Annotated in this window: 15 protein-coding genes and 1 pseudogene; 14 read left to right on the forward strand and 2 right to left on the reverse strand. The window is 54.8% G+C overall.

Annotated features, from left to right (window positions below; all coding sequences use genetic code 11):
- Positions 1-2,102 precede the first annotated feature (2,102 nt).
- From ABQ298_06910 to ABQ298_06930, 5 genes are all read left to right on the forward strand, one after another.
- Positions 2,103-3,518 carry a hypothetical protein gene (locus ABQ298_06910; protein MEQ9824097.1) on the forward strand — a complete coding sequence of 472 codons (1,416 nt, stop codon included), beginning with the start codon at positions 2,103-2,105 and terminating at the stop codon, positions 3,516-3,518.
- Positions 3,519-3,881: 363 nt separating this feature from the next.
- A complete protein-coding gene (locus ABQ298_06915) occupies positions 3,882-5,570 on the forward strand; it encodes an alpha-L-fucosidase (GenBank protein MEQ9824098.1) in 1,689 nt (562 codons plus the stop codon).
- An 88-nt stretch (positions 5,571-5,658) separates the two neighbouring features.
- Positions 5,659-5,868: a ribbon-helix-helix protein, CopG family gene (locus tag ABQ298_06920; protein MEQ9824099.1), complete on the forward strand. Its 210-nt coding sequence runs from the start codon at positions 5,659-5,661 to the stop codon at positions 5,866-5,868.
- Positions 5,858-6,313, forward strand: coding sequence for a PIN domain-containing protein (locus ABQ298_06925; protein ID MEQ9824100.1), 456 nt, complete (start codon positions 5,858-5,860; stop codon positions 6,311-6,313). The genes ABQ298_06920 and ABQ298_06925 overlap by 11 nt, the downstream gene beginning before the upstream one ends.
- A 164-nt stretch (positions 6,314-6,477) precedes the next feature.
- Positions 6,478-9,402, forward strand: a complete 2,925-nt coding sequence (locus tag ABQ298_06930) for a glycosyl hydrolase 115 family protein (GenBank protein MEQ9824101.1) — start codon at positions 6,478-6,480, stop codon at positions 9,400-9,402.
- 894 nt (positions 9,403-10,296) lie between these two features.
- Here ABQ298_06930 and ABQ298_06935 read toward each other — a convergent pair.
- Entirely contained in the window at positions 10,297-11,292 is a 996-nt protein-coding gene (locus ABQ298_06935; protein ID MEQ9824102.1) for a glycoside hydrolase family 5 protein, read from the reverse strand.
- Positions 11,293-11,496: 204 nt separating this feature from the next.
- Between ABQ298_06935 and ABQ298_06940 the strand changes: the two genes are divergently transcribed.
- From ABQ298_06940 to ABQ298_06980, 9 genes and pseudogenes are all read left to right on the forward strand, one after another.
- A complete protein-coding gene (locus ABQ298_06940; protein ID MEQ9824103.1) occupies positions 11,497-12,438 on the forward strand; it encodes a DUF1186 domain-containing protein in 942 nt (313 codons plus the stop codon).
- Between the two features lie 276 nt (positions 12,439-12,714).
- Positions 12,715-13,629, forward strand: a complete 915-nt coding sequence (locus ABQ298_06945; protein MEQ9824104.1) for an alpha/beta hydrolase — start codon at positions 12,715-12,717, stop codon at positions 13,627-13,629.
- 245 nt (positions 13,630-13,874) lie between these two features.
- A complete protein-coding gene (locus ABQ298_06950; GenBank protein ID MEQ9824105.1) occupies positions 13,875-14,186 on the forward strand; it encodes a PadR family transcriptional regulator in 312 nt (103 codons plus the stop codon).
- On the forward strand, positions 14,183-15,166 hold the full coding sequence (locus ABQ298_06955) for a hypothetical protein (GenBank protein MEQ9824106.1): 984 nt from the start codon (positions 14,183-14,185) through the stop codon (positions 15,164-15,166). The genes ABQ298_06950 and ABQ298_06955 overlap by 4 nt, the downstream gene beginning before the upstream one ends.
- Positions 15,167-15,316: 150 nt before the next feature.
- Positions 15,317-16,060: a hypothetical protein gene (locus tag ABQ298_06960; protein ID MEQ9824107.1), complete on the forward strand. Its 744-nt coding sequence runs from the start codon at positions 15,317-15,319 to the stop codon at positions 16,058-16,060.
- Between the two features lie 232 nt (positions 16,061-16,292).
- Positions 16,293-16,496 (forward strand): annotated as a pseudogene (locus ABQ298_06965) (helix-turn-helix domain-containing protein).
- Positions 16,497-16,694: 198 nt separating this feature from the next.
- Positions 16,695-17,225: a sigma-70 family RNA polymerase sigma factor gene (locus ABQ298_06970; protein ID MEQ9824108.1), complete on the forward strand. Its 531-nt coding sequence runs from the start codon at positions 16,695-16,697 to the stop codon at positions 17,223-17,225.
- On the forward strand, positions 17,215-17,883 hold the full coding sequence (locus ABQ298_06975) for a hypothetical protein (GenBank protein ID MEQ9824109.1): 669 nt from the start codon (positions 17,215-17,217) through the stop codon (positions 17,881-17,883). Before ABQ298_06970 ends, ABQ298_06975 begins: the two co-directional genes overlap by 11 nt.
- Positions 17,880-19,496: a serine hydrolase gene (locus tag ABQ298_06980; protein ID MEQ9824110.1), complete on the forward strand. Its 1,617-nt coding sequence runs from the start codon at positions 17,880-17,882 to the stop codon at positions 19,494-19,496. Before ABQ298_06975 ends, ABQ298_06980 begins: the two co-directional genes overlap by 4 nt.
- Positions 19,497-19,547: 51 nt before the next feature.
- On the opposite strand, the gene ABQ298_06985 is transcribed toward ABQ298_06980, so the two are convergent.
- The gene (locus ABQ298_06985) at positions 19,548-20,381 is read right to left on the reverse strand and encodes a hypothetical protein (protein ID MEQ9824111.1); all 834 of its coding nucleotides are present in this window, start codon (positions 20,379-20,381) and stop codon (positions 19,548-19,550) included.
- Between the last annotated feature and the right edge of the window lie 69 nt (positions 20,382-20,450).

A 20,450-nucleotide genomic window follows, 5' to 3' on the forward strand; every position in this document is an offset into this window, starting at 1 on the left:
TTCCGCTACGGAACAAAAGAGATTGTTTTTGAACCTGCTACACGGAGGGACGACGTGTATCCTGCTCCGGCGAAGCCGGATCAAGAGAGTCCGTAGGACGAACGGTGTTAGCTTGGGTGGTTATAGGTTATAGGCGATAGGGTATGGGACAGGTCTCTCGTCCTGATCAAAAGTTGACACCTTGTGGTTAGTAAATGTTTTGGTATGGTTCTTTCAATATCGGTCTTGCCTGGCAAGGCTGATTGGCTGATGGAGTTGGAACATCGTTCAGCTGTGCTTCACTGGATGGACTGGCGGGGCCAGTCCAACAGGATGCGCTGTGCGCAACAGGTTTTTGTGGGTGTTTTTTGAAGCTGTTGCTGGGAAAGGTCGAACGGTTGAGGTATTCGAGTGTCCAGGGAGCGAAATTTTTCCAAATTCCGCTACGGAACAAAAGAGATTGTTTTTGAACCTGCTACACGGAGGGACGACGTGTATCCTGCTCCGGCGAAGCCGGATCAAGAGAGTCCGTAGGACGAACGATGTTGGATAACAGCGGTTGTATGGAACAGGCTGACGCACTGCTGAGGATGGAACATCGTTCAGCTGCGCTTCACTGGATGGACTGGCGGGGCCAGTCCAACAGGATGCGCTGCGCGCAACAGGTTTTTGTGGGTGATTTTTGAAGCTGTTGCTGGGAAAGGTCGGACCGTTGAGGTATTCGAGTGTCCAGGGGTCGAAATTTTTCCAAATTCCGCTACGGAACAAAAGAGATTGTTTTTGAACCTGCTACACGGAGGGACGACGTGTATCCTGTTCCGGCGAAGCCGGATCAAGAGAGTCCGTAGGACGAACGGTGTTGGATAACAGCGGTTGTATGGAACAAGCTGACGCACTGCTGAGGCTGGAACATCGTTTCGCTACGCTTCACTGGATGGACTGGCGGTGCCAGGCCAACAGGATGCGCTGTGCGCAACAGGTTTTTGTGGGTGATTTTTGAAGCTGTTGCTGGGAAAGGTGGAACCGATGAGGTTTTCGAGTCTCCAGGGGTCGAAATTTTTCCAAATTCCGCTACGGGGGATGATGCCTTGGGAGGAGGGGCATGGCGGGTTGGAACGGCGGCACCCGACACAAGCGGGAGCCCTACGCAAGATAGGGGAATCGCAATGAGAGAAGATGCTAAAAGAACGGAGTTGGGGAATGGGCGATGGGTCTCGACTAAAACCTATCTGTGTTTTCTGCGAAATCTGTGGTTTAGAAAGAATCGATGCTTTGGGTGGTCAGTGTTTGAGAATGCTGACGCGCTGCTGGAGTTGAAACATCGTTTCGCTGTGCTTCACTGGATGGACTGGCCGGGCCAGTCCAACAGGATGCGCTGAGCGCAACAGGTTTCTTGTGGGTAGTTCTTGAACCTGTTACTGGGAAAGGTCGAACCGATGAGGTTTTCGAGTGTCTAGGAGTCGATATTTTTACAAATTACGCTACGGGGGATGATTCCGTGGGAGGAGGGGCATGGTGGGGTGGAACGGCGGCTCCCGACGAACAGTGTTCGAGTAGATGCGAGTAAATCCGAAGGGGCAGAGGCAAAAGATAAAGATTTTCCCTATTCTTGTGGGTTCGTTTCCGGTAACTCTGGATCTGCCTCAAGGCATGGGCGAACCCTGCGGAGCATCCCTCACTCAGGGGAATGTAAAAAGGATTCAATGATTCACAATTTTGGAATCTTGAACTGCAACGACGGTCCGAATTCTCCCGAATCCGGCTACAGTTAAGGAGGTGTGAGTGAAGCGGATCAAGGGAGGGGGTGAGGATTTTTGCGCATTTGCATGGAGTTGTTCGTTGTTTTCAGTGAGGTGGTCGGGGACTCAAAAGCTTGTTGGCGCTGTGGAACAGCGTTTTGTGGGCCATAGGCCTTCTAGGTTGGCATTCGCCAACCGATGTAATAAAATTCGGTTGTTTAAACCATAAATGGCGCTCAAGACGCCAAGTTGGAAGAAAAATAACAGGTAGATGTCACGCTCTGGAAATACCAGCACGCGCATCGTTCTTGCCTCAATTGCTGACCACTGCTAGCATTTCTACGATTACCAGTGCCTCACCTCGACTCCAGTTTCATTCGCCTGATGAGCATGCTTGTGGTTGCAGCGATGCAGGGAACCGGGCACGCCTCCCCGGAGCAGGCCATCGTCGAGCTGCCAGGATATGTCATTGAGGGCAAACCGGACCTGCCCGATGCGGAGTCGTGGCGGTATGCAGTGGTCGATGATTTCGAAGTGCTGTGCAATGGTTCGGAAACGAGGGCAACTGAGCTGCTCACCGCATTTCAGTGCTTTCGTCAAGCACTTGCCATCGTTCGCCCCGCACCGGAACCCACGCACATTGGCAAATCATTGGTCCTCTGTGGCAGCCGAAACGATTTCAGGCGTTTCGTTCCGCAGGGAGAGTCGCTCGAAACCGGAATCACCAGCTATCTGCTTCGGGATTCGGAGGTTGCGGTCATCGTCCTCGATTTGAGCACACGATACCTTCAAATCTCTGGACTTGCGACCCTGAGCGAAGAGGGTTCAAGAGTCAGGGAACTGGAAGTATCATCGAAGCGGCAGCTCTTCCGACAGTATTTCCGCTATCAAATCCCTCCTGGCAATACGGCTGCAACTCCGGCGTGGTTCATGGAGGCGATGTGCCAACTGATCATGGATCTGGAGTTCGAGGAACACGTGATTCGCTTTGGTAACATTGACAACCGCAAGGGAGCATTGATGCTGCTCGGCGAAGCGACATCGCCTCCAATTGGAAATGGCGCAGTGGATATCGCCAGTTCGTTTTCGAGATACAAATCGGAACTCACCCTTGCAAATAACGGCGGGTACATCGCCAATGCCTACATCGGAGATCGCCCCTTTCACACCGTATTGAGGCGACAGGCACTCATGCCCATGCAGGCACTCTTCGCGGTACAAGCAGACGACCCGGAAGCCCGTAATCCACTCGTGCATCCGCTTTGGACCAAACAAGCCTATGCTTTTGTACACCTGTGCCTTTTTGGGAATCCAAGTCGGTTTCGAGCAGCGCTCCATGACTTCGTCTTGCGTCTGCAAACCGAACCACTGAGTGAGGCTCTGTTTCAGGAGTGTTTTGGAATGTCGTTTGAAGCCATGCGTCAAATGTTGAAAGGCTACATCCGCCGACCGGTGGGGAAATACGACCAGTATCGACTGCAAGAAGGCAGTGAACTGACGGCAAAGCCCGTAGCATTTCGAGAAGCAACACAAGCGCAAATCGCACGAATCCAGGCCGACGCATTCCGCCTTGCGGGTCATCGGACAGACGCCCTTGAGACGCTGCGCATTGCCTATGACCGGGGAGAGCACGACCCCGAATTGCTTGCAACCCTGGGAGTTAAAGAATTGCACGCGGGCAGACGGGATCGTGCGTTGCAGTTTCTGACCCGTGCGACGGAGAACGGTGCCCAACGAGCCTCCGCCTGGGAGGCACTCGATTTCATCCGGCAACGCACACCCCATGCGGAGCGGAACTGAGCTGCACCATCCATCATGCCGAGCAAATGCGTGATCGAGGCCCAGACGTCTGCGGTGCCAGTGGACGATCCTCGGCAATGATGAAGGTCAAAAATATCCATTCACCGGTCAAACAGATCGATTGCCGGATGACTGCATGCATGATATGCTTTGAGAAGTTACCCGACCCTTTCCCCGCAAAAAGCTGGATGCTTTGTGCAACCCTATGGCTTCGCCGGGCAGATCTCTGTTCACGCCAGCGGATCATCACTGCATTCATCCAACAACGGGCATGGGGGTCGTGAAACGTTTTTGATCGCTGACACCCTGTATTGACACGAACACGCCGGGTTCACTTCGCTCACCCCAACTCCCCGATTAGCCATGACAAGCCGACTCCCCCTTCTCGTTCTCAGTTGTGTTGCGATCCTGCAAGGCAGCTACGCAAACTCCGTTTCGTCGTCAGAAACCCCGAGCGTGATCGTTTCCACCACAGCAGAACCCATCGCACCGGGACCCTTTGAACCGGACTGGCAGTCCCTTGCTTCGTATGAGATGCCGGAATGGTTTCGGGATGCAAAATTCGGGATTTGGGCACATTGGGGTCCCCAGTGTGCACCAGAGCAGGGCGATTGGTATGCGCGACACCTCTATTTTGAAGATGGCCCTGCCTGGGGAACCAACGTCACCGCCTTTCATCGCGATACCTATGGTCATCCATCGGTGGCAGGGTTCAAGGATGTGATTCACCAATGGACGGCCGAGAAGTGGAATCCAGATGAACTGCTTGAGCTGTATGTGAAAGCAGGGGCGCGGTACTTCTTTGCCATGGCCAATCATCATGACAATTTTGACCTCTGGGACTCCCAATACCAACCCTGGAACGCCGTTCGCCTGGGACCGAAACGCAACATCATTGCCGAGTGGGCTCGCGTCGCGCGTTCACACGGACTCAAGCTGGGATTGAGTGTGCATGCCGCACATGCCTGGAGTTGGTATGAACCTTCCCAGGGAGCTGACAAAAAGGGTGCCCTGGCAGGAATCCCCTATGACGGAAACCTGACCGCTGAAGACGGGAAGGGAACCTGGTGGGACGGTCTCGACCCGCAGGATCTCTACGAGCAGCGCCACACACCCAGTCCGAATTTTGAAGACCCCCTTTCCATTCATTCGCGCTGGAACTGGGACAACGGAGCGGTACTGCCCGACCAGGCCTACTGCGAGCGGTTTTACAATCGAACCATGGATCTGATCAACCAGTTCAGCCCCGATCTGCTCTACTTCGACGATACTGCACTTCCACTCTGGCCCGTCAGCGACGCAGGACTGAAAATCGCCGCCCATTTCTACAATCAGAACCTGGCTCGCAACCCCACAACCGACCCTGGGGTGCTCTTTGCCAAAATCCTTACCCCCGACCAACGGGAATGCCTGACCTGGGACATCGAACGCGGTGTTCCCACAACCACCCTGCCCTATGCATGGCAAACCGATACCTGCCTGGGCCACTGGCATTACGATCGATCCGTCTATGAACAGAAAACCTACAAGAGCGCCCGCACTGTCATTCACATGCTGGCCGATATCGTGAGCAAAAACGGAAATCTGCTGCTCAGTGTGCCCATCCGCGGAGACGGCACGATCGATGAGGAGGAACGCCGCATTCTTCATGAAATCGCATCGTGGATGAACGTTCATGGTGAAGCCATCTACGAAACAAGGCCCTGGTCGGTGTTCGGAGAAGGGCCGGCCAGTGAGGGAGTGGAACTCAGAGACCAGGGTTTTAATGAAGGAAAGGGCAAGCCGTTTACCGCTGAGGATGTTCGCTATACTATGAGCAAAGACGGCCACCACCTCTACATCATCGTCCTGGGCGCACCTCGCCAACCCCTGTCGCTCCAAGCCCTCGGATGGAACCCTTCCGGACGCCAGATCGAAAACCTACAGTTGATTGGAGACGAGCTTCCCGTTGAATGGGAACAACATGCGGAGTCCCTCAGCATCGAGCCACTCGAAGCCGCGCGTTTCAACGACATTGCAATGGTGTTCAAGGTCGACTTTGAAACGAACTGATCTCACGCGTTTGGATCATTCGCCTGCGTTTATTCCTCGTCATTCATGAAACTTGACATGGCATGACATTTCCTAACATTTCACTGTTATGAAATCCCATATCAGTGCTACAATCGATGAAAGAGTTGCCGAAGCACTGGACCGCTTTGGGAAGCAGGAGCGCCGGTCGCGGAGTCAAATCATCGAGATGGCACTGGAAGAGTTTTTGAGTCAACATGTCGGTGTTGAGGATGAGATCGTGACTTCTGGAGGATCTTTTGAAGGCAGCTTCAGTCGGGAGGAAACCTATGCGCGTTGAGGCACTCTCGGGCCGAATACTTATCGACACGAACGTACTGCTCTACGCCACTCTCGCTGGAGATTCTCGACATGCTCGGGCACGCGAGGTTCTGGCACTTCGTCACCGTCCAGAGGTGGCCTTGTTCATATCTGTGCAAAATTTGGCTGAGCTGTATCCGAATCTCACGGGTCCCAAAACACAGCCACCGAACAGTCCCGAACTAGCAAGGGAAAAGATCCGGTCACTGTCCCGCCTGCGCGGACTGAACGTACTTCCGCTCACACTTGAGAGCGTTCATCGGGCACTGGATATTTGCGTCGCAGGCAAGGTAACTCGACAACACTATTTTGATCGTCAACTCGCTGCCCTGATGAACCGTGAAAGAATCCCCATTATTCTCACCGAAAATGTGAAGGATTTTTTGGATATTGAAGGCATCACTCCCCTAGACCCTTTTGCCTGAGCAGGAACGTCCCCACCTCACCTTTTTTCCGGATAGTCTTGCAGCCGAAGCGAAAGCACTCAATTTTTGAGCAATACCCGCAAACTCCCCCTTTGCCGAAAGTTGCCCTGTCTCCGAAAGACAGGGTCCTGAATACTTCAATCGGATCAATCAAAGGCAAACTGATGAATACATTCTTATCTGGAGGACTCATTCGACGGGTCCAGCATCTCTTTCGATGGGTCGCAATCGCGGGATGCTATTGCTCGCTCGCACCGTCACTGCACGCGCTGGGTGATCCCAATTACGTGCTGCATGAGCATGACGCTTCTGCCCTGCCCATCATCGGCACTTCCGAGCGCGCCAAACTCTACGTCGACACCGAAGATCAAACTGGAGTGCTGCGCGTGGTCAATACGCTGCGTCAGGATATCGAACGCGTCACTGGCACCGCACCGGTGATCGCGCACAGCTCAGCCGAATTGCGGGACTATGCGGTGATCATCGGCACAGTGGGACACAGCTCCCTCATCGACCAGCTTGTTGCATCGGGAACCATTGATGTGTCCGATGTGGTGGGAAAATGGGATGCCTACCATCTTGAAGTCGTGGAAAATCCACTGCCACAGGTCAAGCGCGCCCTGGTCATCGCTGGCGCCGACCGGCGCGGCACCTTCTACGGAGTCTTCGATCTGGTCGAAAAGATGGGGGTTTCGCCCTGGCATTTCTGGGCAGATGTTCCTGTTCGCAAGGCGGATACCCTCTACGTTCGTGGTGATCTTCGCCTGCAGGATGCACCCGTGGTGCAATACCGCGGCATCTTTCTCAACAATGAAGCACCCGCGCTGACCAACTGGGTGCATGCAAACTTCGGTCAGTACAATCATGAGTTCTACTCCCACGTCTTCGACCTGTTGCAGCGCCTCAAGGCGAACTACCTGTGGCCTGCGATGTGGAGCAATGCGTTCAATTACGATGATCCCCTGAACATGGTTGTGGCACACGAATATGGCATCGTCATGGGCACTTCCCACCACGAACCCATGATGCGCGCCGACAAGGAGTGGGACATCTACGGTCAAGGTCCCTGGCAGTACTCCACCAATGCGGAAAATCTCAACCGGTTCTGGCGCGGTGGAGTCGAGCGCAACAAACCCTACGACAGCCTCATCACACTCGGCATGCGGGGACGCGAGGACACGGCCATGAGTGAGGGGGAAAACATCGCCCTGCTGGAGAGCATCATCGATGCTCAGCGTCAGATCATCGACGATACCTTTGATCAGCCCGTGGAAGAAGTGCCACAGGTCTGGACGCTCTACAAGGAAGTTCAGGGATTCTACGAGCGCGGCATGCGCGTTCCCGACGATATCATCCTGCTCTGGACCAATGACAACCGGGGCAACATTCGCCGACTGCCCAGCCCGGAGGAGCGCAAACGTCCAGGAGGTGCCGGGGTGTATTACCACTTTGACTACGTCGGTGGCCCGCGCTGCTGGCGCGGACACAACGCCATGCCCATCGCCAAGATGTGGGAGCAGATGAATCTGGCCTACCACTTCGACGCCACGAAGGTATGGATCGTGAACGTGGGCGGTCTCAAAACCCATGAATTTCCCATTGAGTTCTTCCTGCGCATGGCATGGTCTCCTGAGCGCTGGAATGCAGGCAATCTCGCAGAATTTGGCCAAACCTGGGCGGAGCGGGAATTTGGTCCCCAGCATGCCAAAGCCATCGATCAATTGATCACCGATTACTCCCGCCACAATGGTCGCCGCACGGTTGAACTGCAGGAACCCGATACCTACAGCCTGCTGCACTACGACGAAGCAGACCGCGTTCTGGAAGAACTCAACGACATGGTCGCCCGCGCGGATGCCCTCCGGGAAAAGATCCCTGCTGAGCATCAGCTCGCCTATCACCAGCTGGTCTGGCACCCAGTGCATTTCGCCGCCAATATCACGCGTTTGAATATCAACATCGGCAAAAACCGTATGTTTGCTGCCCAAGGTCGATACAATGCAAATGCCTACGCTGACAAGGCTCGCGCCAGCTTCGCCTACGATCAAGAACTGCGCGACCAGTACCACGCTCTCAACGACGGCAAGTGGTTCCACTTCATGGACCAGCCCCACATTGGCTACCTGCACTGGCAAAGCCCTCAGGGCAATCAATTGCCCGCCCTTGCCACCTACGATCCCGGTAACTACGGAGAAATGGGAGTTGCCGTGCAGGGATACTCCTCTGCCTGGCCCTCCAGTCCGGAAAGCACAGCACCGAATCCAGGTCCCTACGCACTGCACTTTGATGAAGTCGGCAAATCCACACGAGACCTGCTGATTTTCAATCGTGGCACCCAATCCTTCACTTATGCCGTTACCGCCAGCGAACCCTGGATCAGGCTCAGCCACACTGCCGCTGAAATCGATACCGAGCAGTCGATCAAAGTCAGTATTGACTGGAATGCACTGCCCGAGGGGACACATCGCGGCTTCATCGAAATCCGGGGTCCCGGTTACTCGCGTCCGCGCATTATCGTGCAGGCCAAGCGCCACCTCTCCGAGCTGCTTGCCCGTGCGCAGGGTTATCTCGAAGCGGATGGCTACGTCTCCATCGAAGCCCCGCACTACCATCGCCATGTTCCACAGGAGGGATTCGAATGGAAAAAAATCCAGAATCACGGGCGCACCCAGGCTTCCATGTCTGTATTTCCGATCAGTGACCGCCATTTTGACAACCCACGCGAAGCTCCATGCCTGGAGTATGATGTCACCTTCACGTCTACCGGCACCTTCGAAGTACAGGCCCTGCTCGCACCCAGCTGGCCATTCCTGCCCGGGCACGGACTGCGCTATGCCGTGGCCATCGGTGATGAGCAGCCGCAGGTGGTCGAGTTTACCGCCGATTTTGACAATGAAGATGCCGTCTGGGCAAAGCGTGTGAGCGATGCGGTAGCGGTGGGTCGTTCGACACATGAGGTAACGCAAGCCGGACCCACCACCGTTCGCATCTACAGCCTGGACGCTGGCGTCACCCTGCAAAAAATCCTGATCGACACAGGCCGCCTGCTGCCCAGCTATCTCGGACCCGAACCGAGCGTGCAGCGCTAAGCATGGCTCGTTGAGGACCGAAAAAAGCGGTGCGCCGGATTTCACGCTGCACCGCTTTTTTGTGTCCAGATCGATGAGTCATACGAATGATTTTTTAGATACTGAACACAGGATTTCACTACACACCGTTCGTCCTGAAGGACTCTCTCGATCCGGCTTCGCCGGAATCCCGATTCCTTTCGTCATACGGGAACGTCGGTGAAGCGCAGCTGAACGATGTTCCAGTCTCAGCACTGCGTCAGCCTTCGCCATCAGGCATTTCTCATTCGCCATCGCAGCATCGCTGCACAATGGCTCAATCCAGATGAAAAACTTCAACCACAAAAGGCACAAAACACACAGAGTCCGCAGGACGCGATTTCTCTACCGCAGATTTCAGATTGCCACAGATAATGGCCTCTCCCAGTTCCCCCCGTAGGGCGTTCGCTTGTGGTTTCACCACCCTGAGCAAACCGTAGGGCGGACGCCGCCCCACCCTGAGCAAGCCGAAGGACCCATCCATCCAATCTTCAAACTACGATCTCCGAATCCCATCGCTCCGCCATTCAACCTCATTCATTCGCCATTTCTGCTACGCTACGGCCGCTCTGCGGCATGCACCAACAGTTGATCGTGCTTACCACGTTGCACCGCACCAAAAAGCTTTATGTCCCCGACTCGTCGGGGTTTTTGCAGCTCCGATTTATCGGAGCATTTTGAGTTCGGCATCTGCCGAACGGTGTTTTGTGAAACTCTGGGTTCAGTATCTGAAACAATCATTCGTGTGCCAGGTGAACAAAAAGAGAAAAACCTGTTGCGCACAGCGCATCCTGTTGGACTGGCACCGCCAGTCCATCCAGTGAAGCGCAGCTGAACGATGTTCCAGTCCCAGCACTGCGTCAGCTTCGCCGCCCCTCACTCCAGACCCGCTTTTTCGCGCAGGAGCTGACGGGTCAGACGACCGGATTCCTTCATATCCTCTGCACTCCACCCCCCCTTGCTGGCGGCACTGGGCAGCAGAAAGGAGCAGGTTTCATTCTTGTCCGCAATCGACCAGGTAATCCAGCTGATCTTGCGATCCTCAGCCCAGTCACGCCAGACCTTCCACGCCTCAAGATCGATGGGACCATCTCCGCTGGCTTCCATGCCAGCCGATTCGGAAATGAAGAGCGGAATACCCTTGCTCAGGGCATAGTCCCCACGCTCACGCAGGTAGTCACCATGCGTTGCCGCGTAGTAGTGCAAGGTGTACATGATGTTGTGAGATGCCGCGCCCGTAATCGGGTCGTCGGCGACGAGGTGCAGATCCTGATCCCAGTGCGGGCTGCCGACCAGGATTACATTGTGGGGATCGATTTCGCGGATCACGGCGATCACTTCTTCGGAATACGCCTTCACCTCCTCCCAGCTCTGGTGCACAGGTTCATTAAAAATCTCGTAGATGATGTTGGGATACTGCCCGTATTGCTCTGCCATCTGTCGGAAGAACGTTTTTGCCAGCTCGAGTTCAAGCTCATGGCTGTGGAAATCGATAATCACATACACGCCATGTTCGATGGCACCGTCGATCACCTTGGAAATGATCTTCACGGCACGCTCCGGTTCTTCATTGTAAGTCAGCTCCGGTTCCTCCAGGTGAATTCCAATCGCCGCACGCACGACATCCACGCCCCAGTCGTCCTTCAACCACTTCACACTTTCCTTATTGTAGAAGCGTGGCCACCAGTTGTGCCACCCATAGCTGACACCGCGCAGAACAACGGGTTCACCCGCCTCGTTGACAAGTTGGGTGCCTTCCACAGAGAGGCGTGAAAGCACAGGCACTTCCTCTGGAAGGGATGAGCGGGAGCAACCGCTCCAAGCGGTCGCTGCAAGAACAGACAGGGTGAACAGGGTTCGAACAGGTTTCATGCGAACACCCTATGCGCAGCACCCATCAAATCAACGAAAGACGAAGTCATTCATATGAAAGCGTGTCACTTTCCTGTGCAATGATTCCCACTTCGCTTCCTTCCAGTGTTTCCTCAGCAGCATAACGATCCTCTGCGTTTCAGAGGTTGTGTTTCCGATCATCCGGTCGCTAGATTGTCGTAACCATTTCCCAGAGTCATCCGCATGAAGCCCGAAATTCACGACATCCTGAAACCGCTCGAGTATTTTTCCCGACCCTATCCGAAAGCGGCAATTGATCGTGCCATCGCAAATCCATCCCTGGTGATCAACGATCTAAAACGATCCATCGAATGGTCCATCCAGGAATTCGACACCGTTTGCGATGACGCAAACTATATGCTCAACATATATGCCCTGTATCTGCTCGCCTATTTCCGGGAGAGTTCGTTCCTGCCGACCCTCATCGAACTCTGCCGAATTCCGGATGTGGAAGAACTGCTGGATGATGAAGTCACCACTCTCGCAGGCATTCTGGCATCCCTTTCTATCGAACAACCTCACCTGCTCCATCAGATCATCGAAGATGCTCAGGCAAATGAGTATGTTCGCAACTGCGCACTGGAAGCACTCGTCATCCACTATTATCACCAAAAACTACCCGAGCCGGAGTTCAAGGCATACCTGAAATACCTCTTTGAAGAGGGTCTGGAGAGAAAGGACAGTTTCATCTGGAATGGCATCGTGGACACCGTCTGTGATTTCCAGTTTCAGGAGTTTGAACCGGAAGTGCGCTTTGCCTACGAACACCACCTGGCAGATCCGTCCGTCATGGGCTACGAAGAGGCACTGGACCAGCTTTTTGGAAGACAACCGTCCTACTTTAACAGCAAACCCTTGCATTACATCGATGATGTTCATGCGGAGATGCAATGGTGGGCATGTTTTCGCGAAGAAACGGAAGAGGAAGGCGACTGGGAGGACGACTGGGAAGACGAAGACGTCGAATACCTCCCTCCCGCTTCATGGGTAGATCCCAATCCGGACCCACTCTCGCGCATGCCCGTTCAACGTCCCATCGTTTACGCTTCCCCCAAAATCGGAAGGAACGAACCCTGTCCCTGCGGCAGTGGTCTCAAATACAAAAAATGCTGCGGAAAATCCTGAGCTTGCGTCACCGACGTTGACGAGTTGAACCTCAAGGAGACTTACCCCGATTATAGTTTTTCGTCCCTGAAATGCTGATAAACACAAACTTCAGTTACACATTCCTGTGATCTTGTGACTTCTGGGGTTAACAACTTGGTCAGTTCTTTAAACGTTTTTCGATCTCAAGTACCAGCGCCCACGCCGTCCAGATTTGCACAATTCAGGCTCGCCAGAAAACCAAATGTGGATCAAAAGTGGAGTGTCCATTTCAAGTCAGTTTATCCCCATTTTGCAATGAATCTGAAACGCTGCCCCTTCACGCTTCTCGCAACGCTGTGCCTGAGCATATTCCTTTCCAGTGCATCGCACTCCGCCCCGCTCGATCCCATTCCGCTCTGGCCAAACGGGGCACCCGAGTCGGTTCAGTATGACCGCGAAGAATACGACAAGACCACGCCCGAGGATAATCGTGTCGACGGGCGCTATGTCAGCCGCCTCACCAATGTCGTCAATCCCACACTCACGCTTTATCCCGCACCTGCATCGCGCAATACCGGAACCACCGTGCTCGTCTGCCCAGGCGGTGGATACTGGATTCTGGCCAATGACCTCGAAGGCAGCGAAATCTGCGAATGGCTCAACTCGATCGGGGTCAATGCGGTGCTGTTGAAGTACCGCGTCCCGCGCCGTGAGGGACGGGCGCCGCATGAAGCTCCACTTGAGGATGCTGCACGCGCCATGCAACTGATTCGCTCCAAGGCGATTGAGTGGAATCTGGATCCCACAAAAGTGGGTGTGCTCGGATTCAGTGCAGGCGGACACCTCGCCGCAACCCTGAGCAATACCGAAACATTTCCTGAAATCGAGGGAGTTCCCGCCCTGGAAGGCATTGCCGTTCGCCCGGATTTTTCCGTTTTGATCTATCCCGCCTACCTGGTGGACCAAGACAACGCCGATGCACTGCACCGCGAGGTGACTCCAACGGAACAGACCCCGCCCACCTTCATCTCGATTTCCATGGATGACCCCGTGCGCGTGGAAGGTTCCATCGCCTATGCCATGGCGCTCAAGACTGCAGGCGTTCCGGTCGAACTGCACGTCTATCCGGAGGGCGGTCACGGCTACGGACTGCGGCGCACCGCAAATCCGGTCACCACTTGGCCCGACCGCGCCGAGGACTGGATGCGCTTTGCCGGATTGCTGGAATAGGAAATTTCCGTCCGGCTTCTGCCGAACGGTGTTTTGTCAAACCCTGGGTTCAGTATCTGAAACAATCATTGGTATAAATCGAGGATTGCAGCCTTTGCGATTACCTTGCCAACTCAGGCACACCGTTGCCCGACTGCCCGCGAGGTGATCCGGATGCGTTTAATCGCCTTTCCATACTTGACACCGCATAGTGTGCGTTGCATAGTATGCGACATATGGTATCTCCCCGGTTTGAAAAGATGCGCATGGAACTGCGACGAGGCAGCCTGGTCATGGCAGCCTTAACCGCACTGCAACAGGAAGCCTATGGCTACGCACTTCGCAAGCGCCTGAGTGAAGCAGGTCTGCAGGTTGACGAGGGAACGCTCTACCCACTGATTCGCCGCCTCGAAGAACAGGGGCTGCTCGAGAGTCGCTGGGATGCTTCCGACGAAGGACGGCGCCGCCGCTACTATACCATCTCGCCCGATGGCCATGCCCTGCTTCTGGAACTTCAGACCGAATGGGAATGCATCCGTCAATCTCTTGAACAACTCACCCAATCATCGACATCATGAACTGGATTCACGCCTACATCAACGCGATCAAAACCAACCTTCCACGCCACAAGCGTGACGATATCGCCTCGGAATTGCATACCCTGCTTGAGGAAACACTCGAAGCCGACACAGGTAAACCCGCATCGGATCTGAGCGAAGCAGAAACCCTGAACTGGCTCAAAACACGCGAACACCCAGCTCTCGTTGCCATGCGCTACCAGGATCGTCGCACTCTGATTGATGAGGACAGCTTTCCGCTCTACAAATTGACAGTTCACTACGCTATCATCGGCTTGACGGTGATCTATGTGCTGCTCGAGATGTTGACTGCTTTCTCCTCTCAAAGCAGTGCACAGTCCATTTCGGTCACACGCCTTGCGGGCAACATCCTGCATTCCAGTCTGCTTGCTTTCGCCTCGATCACCCTCGTATTTCATTTTTTTGGAAAACAGTTCAACGCCCGCAAATGCCTTGCACAATGGAACCCCAAAGAACTTCCAGACCCCGCCAAACGATGGGAGTTGGAACCCTACGCAGACTCCATCGCCGGATTGATCTTCACCGGTATATTCCTGCTATTCATCAATGGCTTGCTCACCGGAATCGTCTCTGAAATCTCGAACTCCACCGTGATCCGCTTCCATCTGGTGGAATCCGCCGCGACGCTGTTGCCATGGATCAATGCAACCCTGATCGCTTCGATGGGTCTGTATGCACTGATGATCCTCAGACCACACTGGAGCACGACCACCCTAGCGCTACATGCAGTCATTGCCCTTGCCTCAGCGGCAATTGCCCTGCAGTTGCAATCGGTAACGCCGCTGTTTGAGATGGTGAACGAGTCCACATCACACCCTGAACAGCTCGACCGCTTGACGCGCACCGTCAGCACTTCAGGACGCGTGGTACTGTCGATCATTGCCATCATCAGCATCTACGAGGTAATTCGGGACGCTTGGCGCATGATCCAGCTTGGAGGTCGCCGTCTGCTACCCTGAGGGGTTCGCCTGCAATTCTGTCGTCCGTACCCTGGATCCGCAAATTTCACTTCGAAGGCATACAACAGCCAGTTGCAGTTGACGCCGATTCCAAATTGCATCGAATGCATTAACCGCTTATCCAAAAACACTGTCACATCTGCCCGACTCATGAAGATTGCCCGTCTGTTCGCTGCCCTGGCTCTTCTCTCCATCAGTCCCGTTCTTCTCATCGCCCAAATCAGCCCTGAAGCCCTTTCCGTAATCGAGCGTTACAACCGCATCACTGGAGGAGCCGAATCCAAACGCAACATCACTTCCATCATTTATGAAGGAACCTGGGACATGCCTGAGCGAGAAATTTTTGGCCCTGCCACCATCTATATTCAGGATGGGGAGATTTTTGGCCTCTTTCTGGAAATTCCAGACGTGGGAACCATCAAGAATTGCTTTGCCCATGGAAAAGCCTGGGTCGAAAACCCTTTCATGGGGACCCAGGGATTACAGGGCACCGAGTTCGAACAAATGGGCAAGAGTTCTGTCATCTTTCCCGAGATTGCCATGGATCGGATTTACGCCTATGCGCAAATTCAGGAGCATCGCGATCCCAACCTTACCAAGCTGCTGCTCAAGGACAAAAACGGGGAAGAAGAAACCTGGTGGTTCGACCCCCGGACTGGCTTGCTCAGTGAAATCCAATCGGTCATGGATGCGGGTGTGCAGGGCAGTTTCATCATCAGCCTGAAGTATGGCAACTACCAACCCTTTGGCGATCTTCTGTTGGCCCACACCTTCACTTGGCACACTCCGGCATACGAAGTGGAAATCCGGGTCACGAACATTCGGATCAACGCCGAAATTCCCGTCCACCTGTTCCAGCCTCCGACAGAAGCATCCGAGGCCGATCTGTATTGAATCGCTTCTGGATGCCAGATGCAGCACCAAAGACTGTGGATGTTTGCAAATGCTCGCTCAGCTCCATAACCCCATCCTGTGGGCTGCGCTCCACGCTTTCCTTCATGCACAATTCCATTTTGGGAAACAACCATGCCTCCGGCACGGTCGCGGGAGGGCATGTTGCGATCACCGAATGGCCTACTTCAGGGCAGCGAGTTCCGCACCGAAGTTCAGATGAAACGGAACGGACCGACCCGGAGCACTCGAACGATCCATCACTGGAATCTCCACCAAGATCCTGTCCGAACGCCTGCGAAAACTCACTGCCTACGGTTTGCTGCACAAAACCAAATTCAACGAATCCCCTCCGCGAACAGTGTATTCGCTCACCTCCAAAGGAGCCAAACTGGTGAAGATCATCGCACAGCTCCATGAGCTGGATCGCGACAACTGATCCCTGCTTCCTGGGCAGCAAGGCCATGCTGCCCAGACGTTCGACTCAGTCGAATACTGCCACCTTGCCTGACTGCGCTATGCAGGAATACTCCAGTCACTTTGGGGCACTCCCCTTCATTTCCTCAAAAAATTTGCTCGAAATTCATCTGCATTTTGTAAGGAAACCCGTGCGAGCGGCCACTGATAGAGCAAACTCATGATATTCACTGATCAGCAAACCCAATGTTTTGCCGACTGGATGGAAGAGCACGGAGCGATTCTGCAGAAATTGAGTCGTGCCTACGCACCTGAACCCGTCGATGAGCAAGACCTGCTCCAGGAAATGCGAGTGCAGCTCTGGCGTTCCGTGCCGCGTTTCCGAAACCAGGCCAAACCCTCCACCTGGATCTACCGCGTTTGCCTCAATACCGCCCTCACCTGGCGTCGCACCCAGCGCCGCCGGGAAGCGCGTGTTGTCAACCAACCCGAATCCATCGAAGTCGCCACAAGCGAGGACCACAACCCGGCCTGCCAACAGGATCGAAGCGACCTGATGCATTCCCTGATGCGATCCGTTCGCCAGCTCCCCGCTACTGAGCGCTCCCTCATCGTACTCGCACTCGATGGCCTCAGCTATCGCGAGATTTCCGAAGTCACGGGCATGACGGAAAACCATATCGGTGTGGCCCTGAACCGTGCCCGCAAACGACTCACCCAATTGTTAGAGGAGGTAAGTGATGAAATTTGAAGACCTTCAACAGGCATGGCAGCAGCAAGCCCAGAATGAACTCCCTTTGGATAAATCCCTACCGGCTCGTGTGAAGCGCACCAGTCGCGCGTTTTCCCGCCAGATTTTCTGGAGGGATCTGCGTGAAGTCGCCGCTTGCATCGTGGTCAGTCTCATCTTCGGGAAAGTGGCTCTCGATGCCGGTACCGAAGGGGCCGCAGCGACCTGGCCCGCCTGGATGGCGGCGGCTCTTCCCATCGCAGTCGCATCCTTTTTTCTCGTTGACCGGCTCATCATGCACCATCGCGCTACCCCGAAAGGCGAGGCACTCGCTGTCGAGATTGAGCGAACGGCTAAAGCGGTCAGGCATCAGATCTGGTTGCTGCGTCATGTGCTCTGGTGGTACATCCTGCCCCTCGCACTGTGCTCGTTTCTCATTGGTGCGCAAATCATACTCTATGCTCCAGAGAGCTTTCCAACCTGGGCGCGCTGGGCTGTCGGTGCACTCATACTCCTTCCAACGGGCTGGGTGGACTGGTGGGTGTTGAAGCTCAACCAGAACGCCATTCAAAAGGAACTTCAACCCCGCCTGGCAGAGCTGGAATCCCTTCAAAACGAACTGAACGCTCCAGCAGAGCAGCTCAACAACATTCAATCAACAACCATCCACAAATCATGAAACTCACTCCCTGCATTCTGCTTCTCCTCGCATCCACCGCCGCTTTGGCCAGCAATCCTGCTTCCTCGATCAAGGCTCTTCAGCACGAACTCGAGCGTTGGGCGGGCAATCAAACCGGTGCGATCATCGCCATCACCGTCGAGGGAGACACCACGCAGCTGGCAAAAGCAGGACGTTGGTCTGCCAAAGAAGAACGCCTGCCAGATGTGCACACCGCCTTTGAACTCGGTTCCATCTCCAAAGTTTTCACCGCGCTGCTTACCGCAGACGCAGTTGAGTCCGGTAAGCTGAACTGGGATGACGCCATCGGAGGTGATTTTGCGCAATCCCCTGTTACCTATGCCATGCTGGCGACCCACACCTCGGGCCTGCCAAGATTGCCGGAAGATTTCCCATTTGAAAACATGGAGGATCCTTACGCCAAACTCAGCCTTGCAGACCTGCACCATTCCTTCCAACAAGCCATTGCTGCAGCGCAAGGCAAAGCCCTTCCCGACAAATGGAGCTATTCCAATTTCGGTTTTGCAGTGCTCGGACAAGCCGTTGCGGCGGAACTCGATCACTCCTACCCTGTCGCACTCAGGCAGCACGTGCTTGCCCCCCTTCAACTCACCGAAACCTGGTACTCTGGAACCGACAATGATAGTGCAAACACCTCCAGACTCGCACCAGGTCACCATTCTGCAGGAGTCGCCTCACGCTGGCGATTTGACGCCTACGGTCCCGCTGGAGCCTGGGTCAGCACTGCTGCAGACATGGAGCGATTCATGCGCGCGATGCTGGCTGGGAATAAACCCTGGGTGAGCACCATGGAACCCAGGGCCGAGACTGGAGGAGCAGATGCCATGGGCTATGGCTGGATGATCCGCATGGTGGAGGGATCTCCCGTCTTTTGGCACGGTGGAGGCACGGGGGGTTACCGAAGTTTCATCGGAATACAGCCAGATACCCAACGGGGTATCACCATCCTCGCCGCTCGGGATGTCGAGGTCGCCGACATCGGGCTTGGCTGGTTTCAGGGCATTTTGCATGAACCGACTGCAAACTCCGTTATGGAGACACTTTCTCTCGACGAATTCGTCGGAGACTATCCGCTCGCACCGCAATTCATTCTCGCGGTTTTCCAGGGAGAACAGGGAGAACTCCGTGCTCAGGCGACGGGACAGCCCAGCTTCGCACTGACTGCACAAGGAAACGATACATTTGCATTCGAAGGGGTTGCAGCACGGCTAAGCTTCGAACGCGACGCTGAAGATCAGGTCCGTGCATTGACGCTGCATCAGGCAGGTCAGGAACTGCACGCACCACGCCACCCCCTCGGCAGCCTCCAGTCAAAACCTAAAGGCATCACACTGACACCGGAGCAACTCAAAGGCCTGGAGGGCGACTACGAGCTTGCGCCAACCTTCGTCATCACGATCTCCGTCAGTGAGGCTCAGGTCTTCGCTCAGGCGACAGGACAGCCACGCTTCCCCATCTACGCATCGGGTCCGGATGAATTCTTTTACGAGGTAGTGGACGCGCGCATCACTTTTGAGCGAAATTCCGAAGGAGCCATAACTCAACTGGTGCTTCACCAAAACGGACAAGACCTTCCCGGGAAAAAACGCTGAGCATGTTCCCCCAGGTTCCTCTGCATCCTGCACGTCCGACACTAGCGGAATTTACATAAACAGCCGCTGAAGCATGATCAAAATGGGTAAAAACATCAGATACTCTGCAACCAAACGATACCGCTCTTCCCGGATCAACCATGGCGGCTGGCAGCTGAGCAGCCAGACTGCACCGATCATCAACAGGTAGACTCCCGTGACTGGCCACCATGAGCTCGAAAAGCACAGCAGTGATACACTGCCCAAAGCCGCGCTCAACAGGAGCAATCGGATCCAGCGCAGCGCGCGCTCGGGTCCGATCTGCCGGATGAAGGACACACTGCCCTGAATCTCATCCTGTTCACGCTCATGCAGCGCGATGACCAGAATATCAGCCCATACCACGAGGAAAAACACGATCATCGCGAGCCAGGTGGCGGGCTCCAGAGAGAGCCCGCTTTGCCAGATGGGAAAACCCCAGATAGCCAAGGTGTAGATCCCTGCAACCGCCCCTTCTTTCTGGAGCCAAAACCCGGCGCTGCGACCCCACCTGAACACGATGTAAAGGTAAACGCTGGTGAGGCTGCCAAGCAGCAGTCCAAACCCAAGCAGGCTCCACTGCTTCCATGCGATGAGGAAGATCGACATCAGCAACGCCAAGACCAGGATGATACCCGCCAACACCGCAAAGTGGGAGCGGTGCAGGGAATGGCGGTGCGTGCATATCCCTTCGACCAGACGAATGCTGTCCAGCAAGTGGTCTGCCGTGTAAGCACACCAGACCGCCACCATCAGCGCCAGCATCTGGATGCCCTGCAACGGTTGACTCAAAATCGCGTGGACAAAACCAAATGCGATTCCCGAACCAAGGGTCACATCCAGACTCAGGCTGTTCGCAGTTCGCAACAGGTTCGCGCTTTTCCGATACGTGCTGTTGAAGTGCGGATTCAAGAGACCCTACCGCAGCACCGATGC

This window comes from Puniceicoccaceae bacterium (assembly GCA_040224245.1).
Taxonomy (GTDB): Bacteria; Verrucomicrobiota; Verrucomicrobiia; order Opitutales; family JAFGAQ01; genus JAKSBQ01.

Coding starts and splice junctions, on each gene's coding strand:
- ABQ298_06910 (MEQ9824097.1), top strand. CDS start 2,103: ATGAGCATGCTTGTGGTTGCAGCGATGCAGGGAACCGGGCACGCCTCC.
- ABQ298_06915 (MEQ9824098.1), top strand. CDS start 3,882: ATGACAAGCCGACTCCCCCTTCTCGTTCTCAGTTGTGTTGCGATCCTG.
- ABQ298_06920 (MEQ9824099.1), top strand. CDS start 5,659: ATGAAATCCCATATCAGTGCTACAATCGATGAAAGAGTTGCCGAAGCA.
- ABQ298_06925 (MEQ9824100.1), top strand. CDS start 5,858: ATGCGCGTTGAGGCACTCTCGGGCCGAATACTTATCGACACGAACGTA.
- ABQ298_06930 (MEQ9824101.1), top strand. CDS start 6,478: ATGAATACATTCTTATCTGGAGGACTCATTCGACGGGTCCAGCATCTC.
- ABQ298_06935 (MEQ9824102.1), bottom strand. CDS start 11,292: ATGAAACCTGTTCGAACCCTGTTCACCCTGTCTGTTCTTGCAGCGACC.
- ABQ298_06940 (MEQ9824103.1), top strand. CDS start 11,497: ATGAAGCCCGAAATTCACGACATCCTGAAACCGCTCGAGTATTTTTCC.
- ABQ298_06945 (MEQ9824104.1), top strand. CDS start 12,715: ATGAATCTGAAACGCTGCCCCTTCACGCTTCTCGCAACGCTGTGCCTG.
- ABQ298_06950 (MEQ9824105.1), top strand. CDS start 13,875: ATGGAACTGCGACGAGGCAGCCTGGTCATGGCAGCCTTAACCGCACTG.
- ABQ298_06955 (MEQ9824106.1), top strand. CDS start 14,183: ATGAACTGGATTCACGCCTACATCAACGCGATCAAAACCAACCTTCCA.
- ABQ298_06960 (MEQ9824107.1), top strand. CDS start 15,317: ATGAAGATTGCCCGTCTGTTCGCTGCCCTGGCTCTTCTCTCCATCAGT.
- ABQ298_06970 (MEQ9824108.1), top strand. CDS start 16,695: ATGATATTCACTGATCAGCAAACCCAATGTTTTGCCGACTGGATGGAA.
- ABQ298_06975 (MEQ9824109.1), top strand. CDS start 17,215: ATGAAATTTGAAGACCTTCAACAGGCATGGCAGCAGCAAGCCCAGAAT.
- ABQ298_06980 (MEQ9824110.1), top strand. CDS start 17,880: ATGAAACTCACTCCCTGCATTCTGCTTCTCCTCGCATCCACCGCCGCT.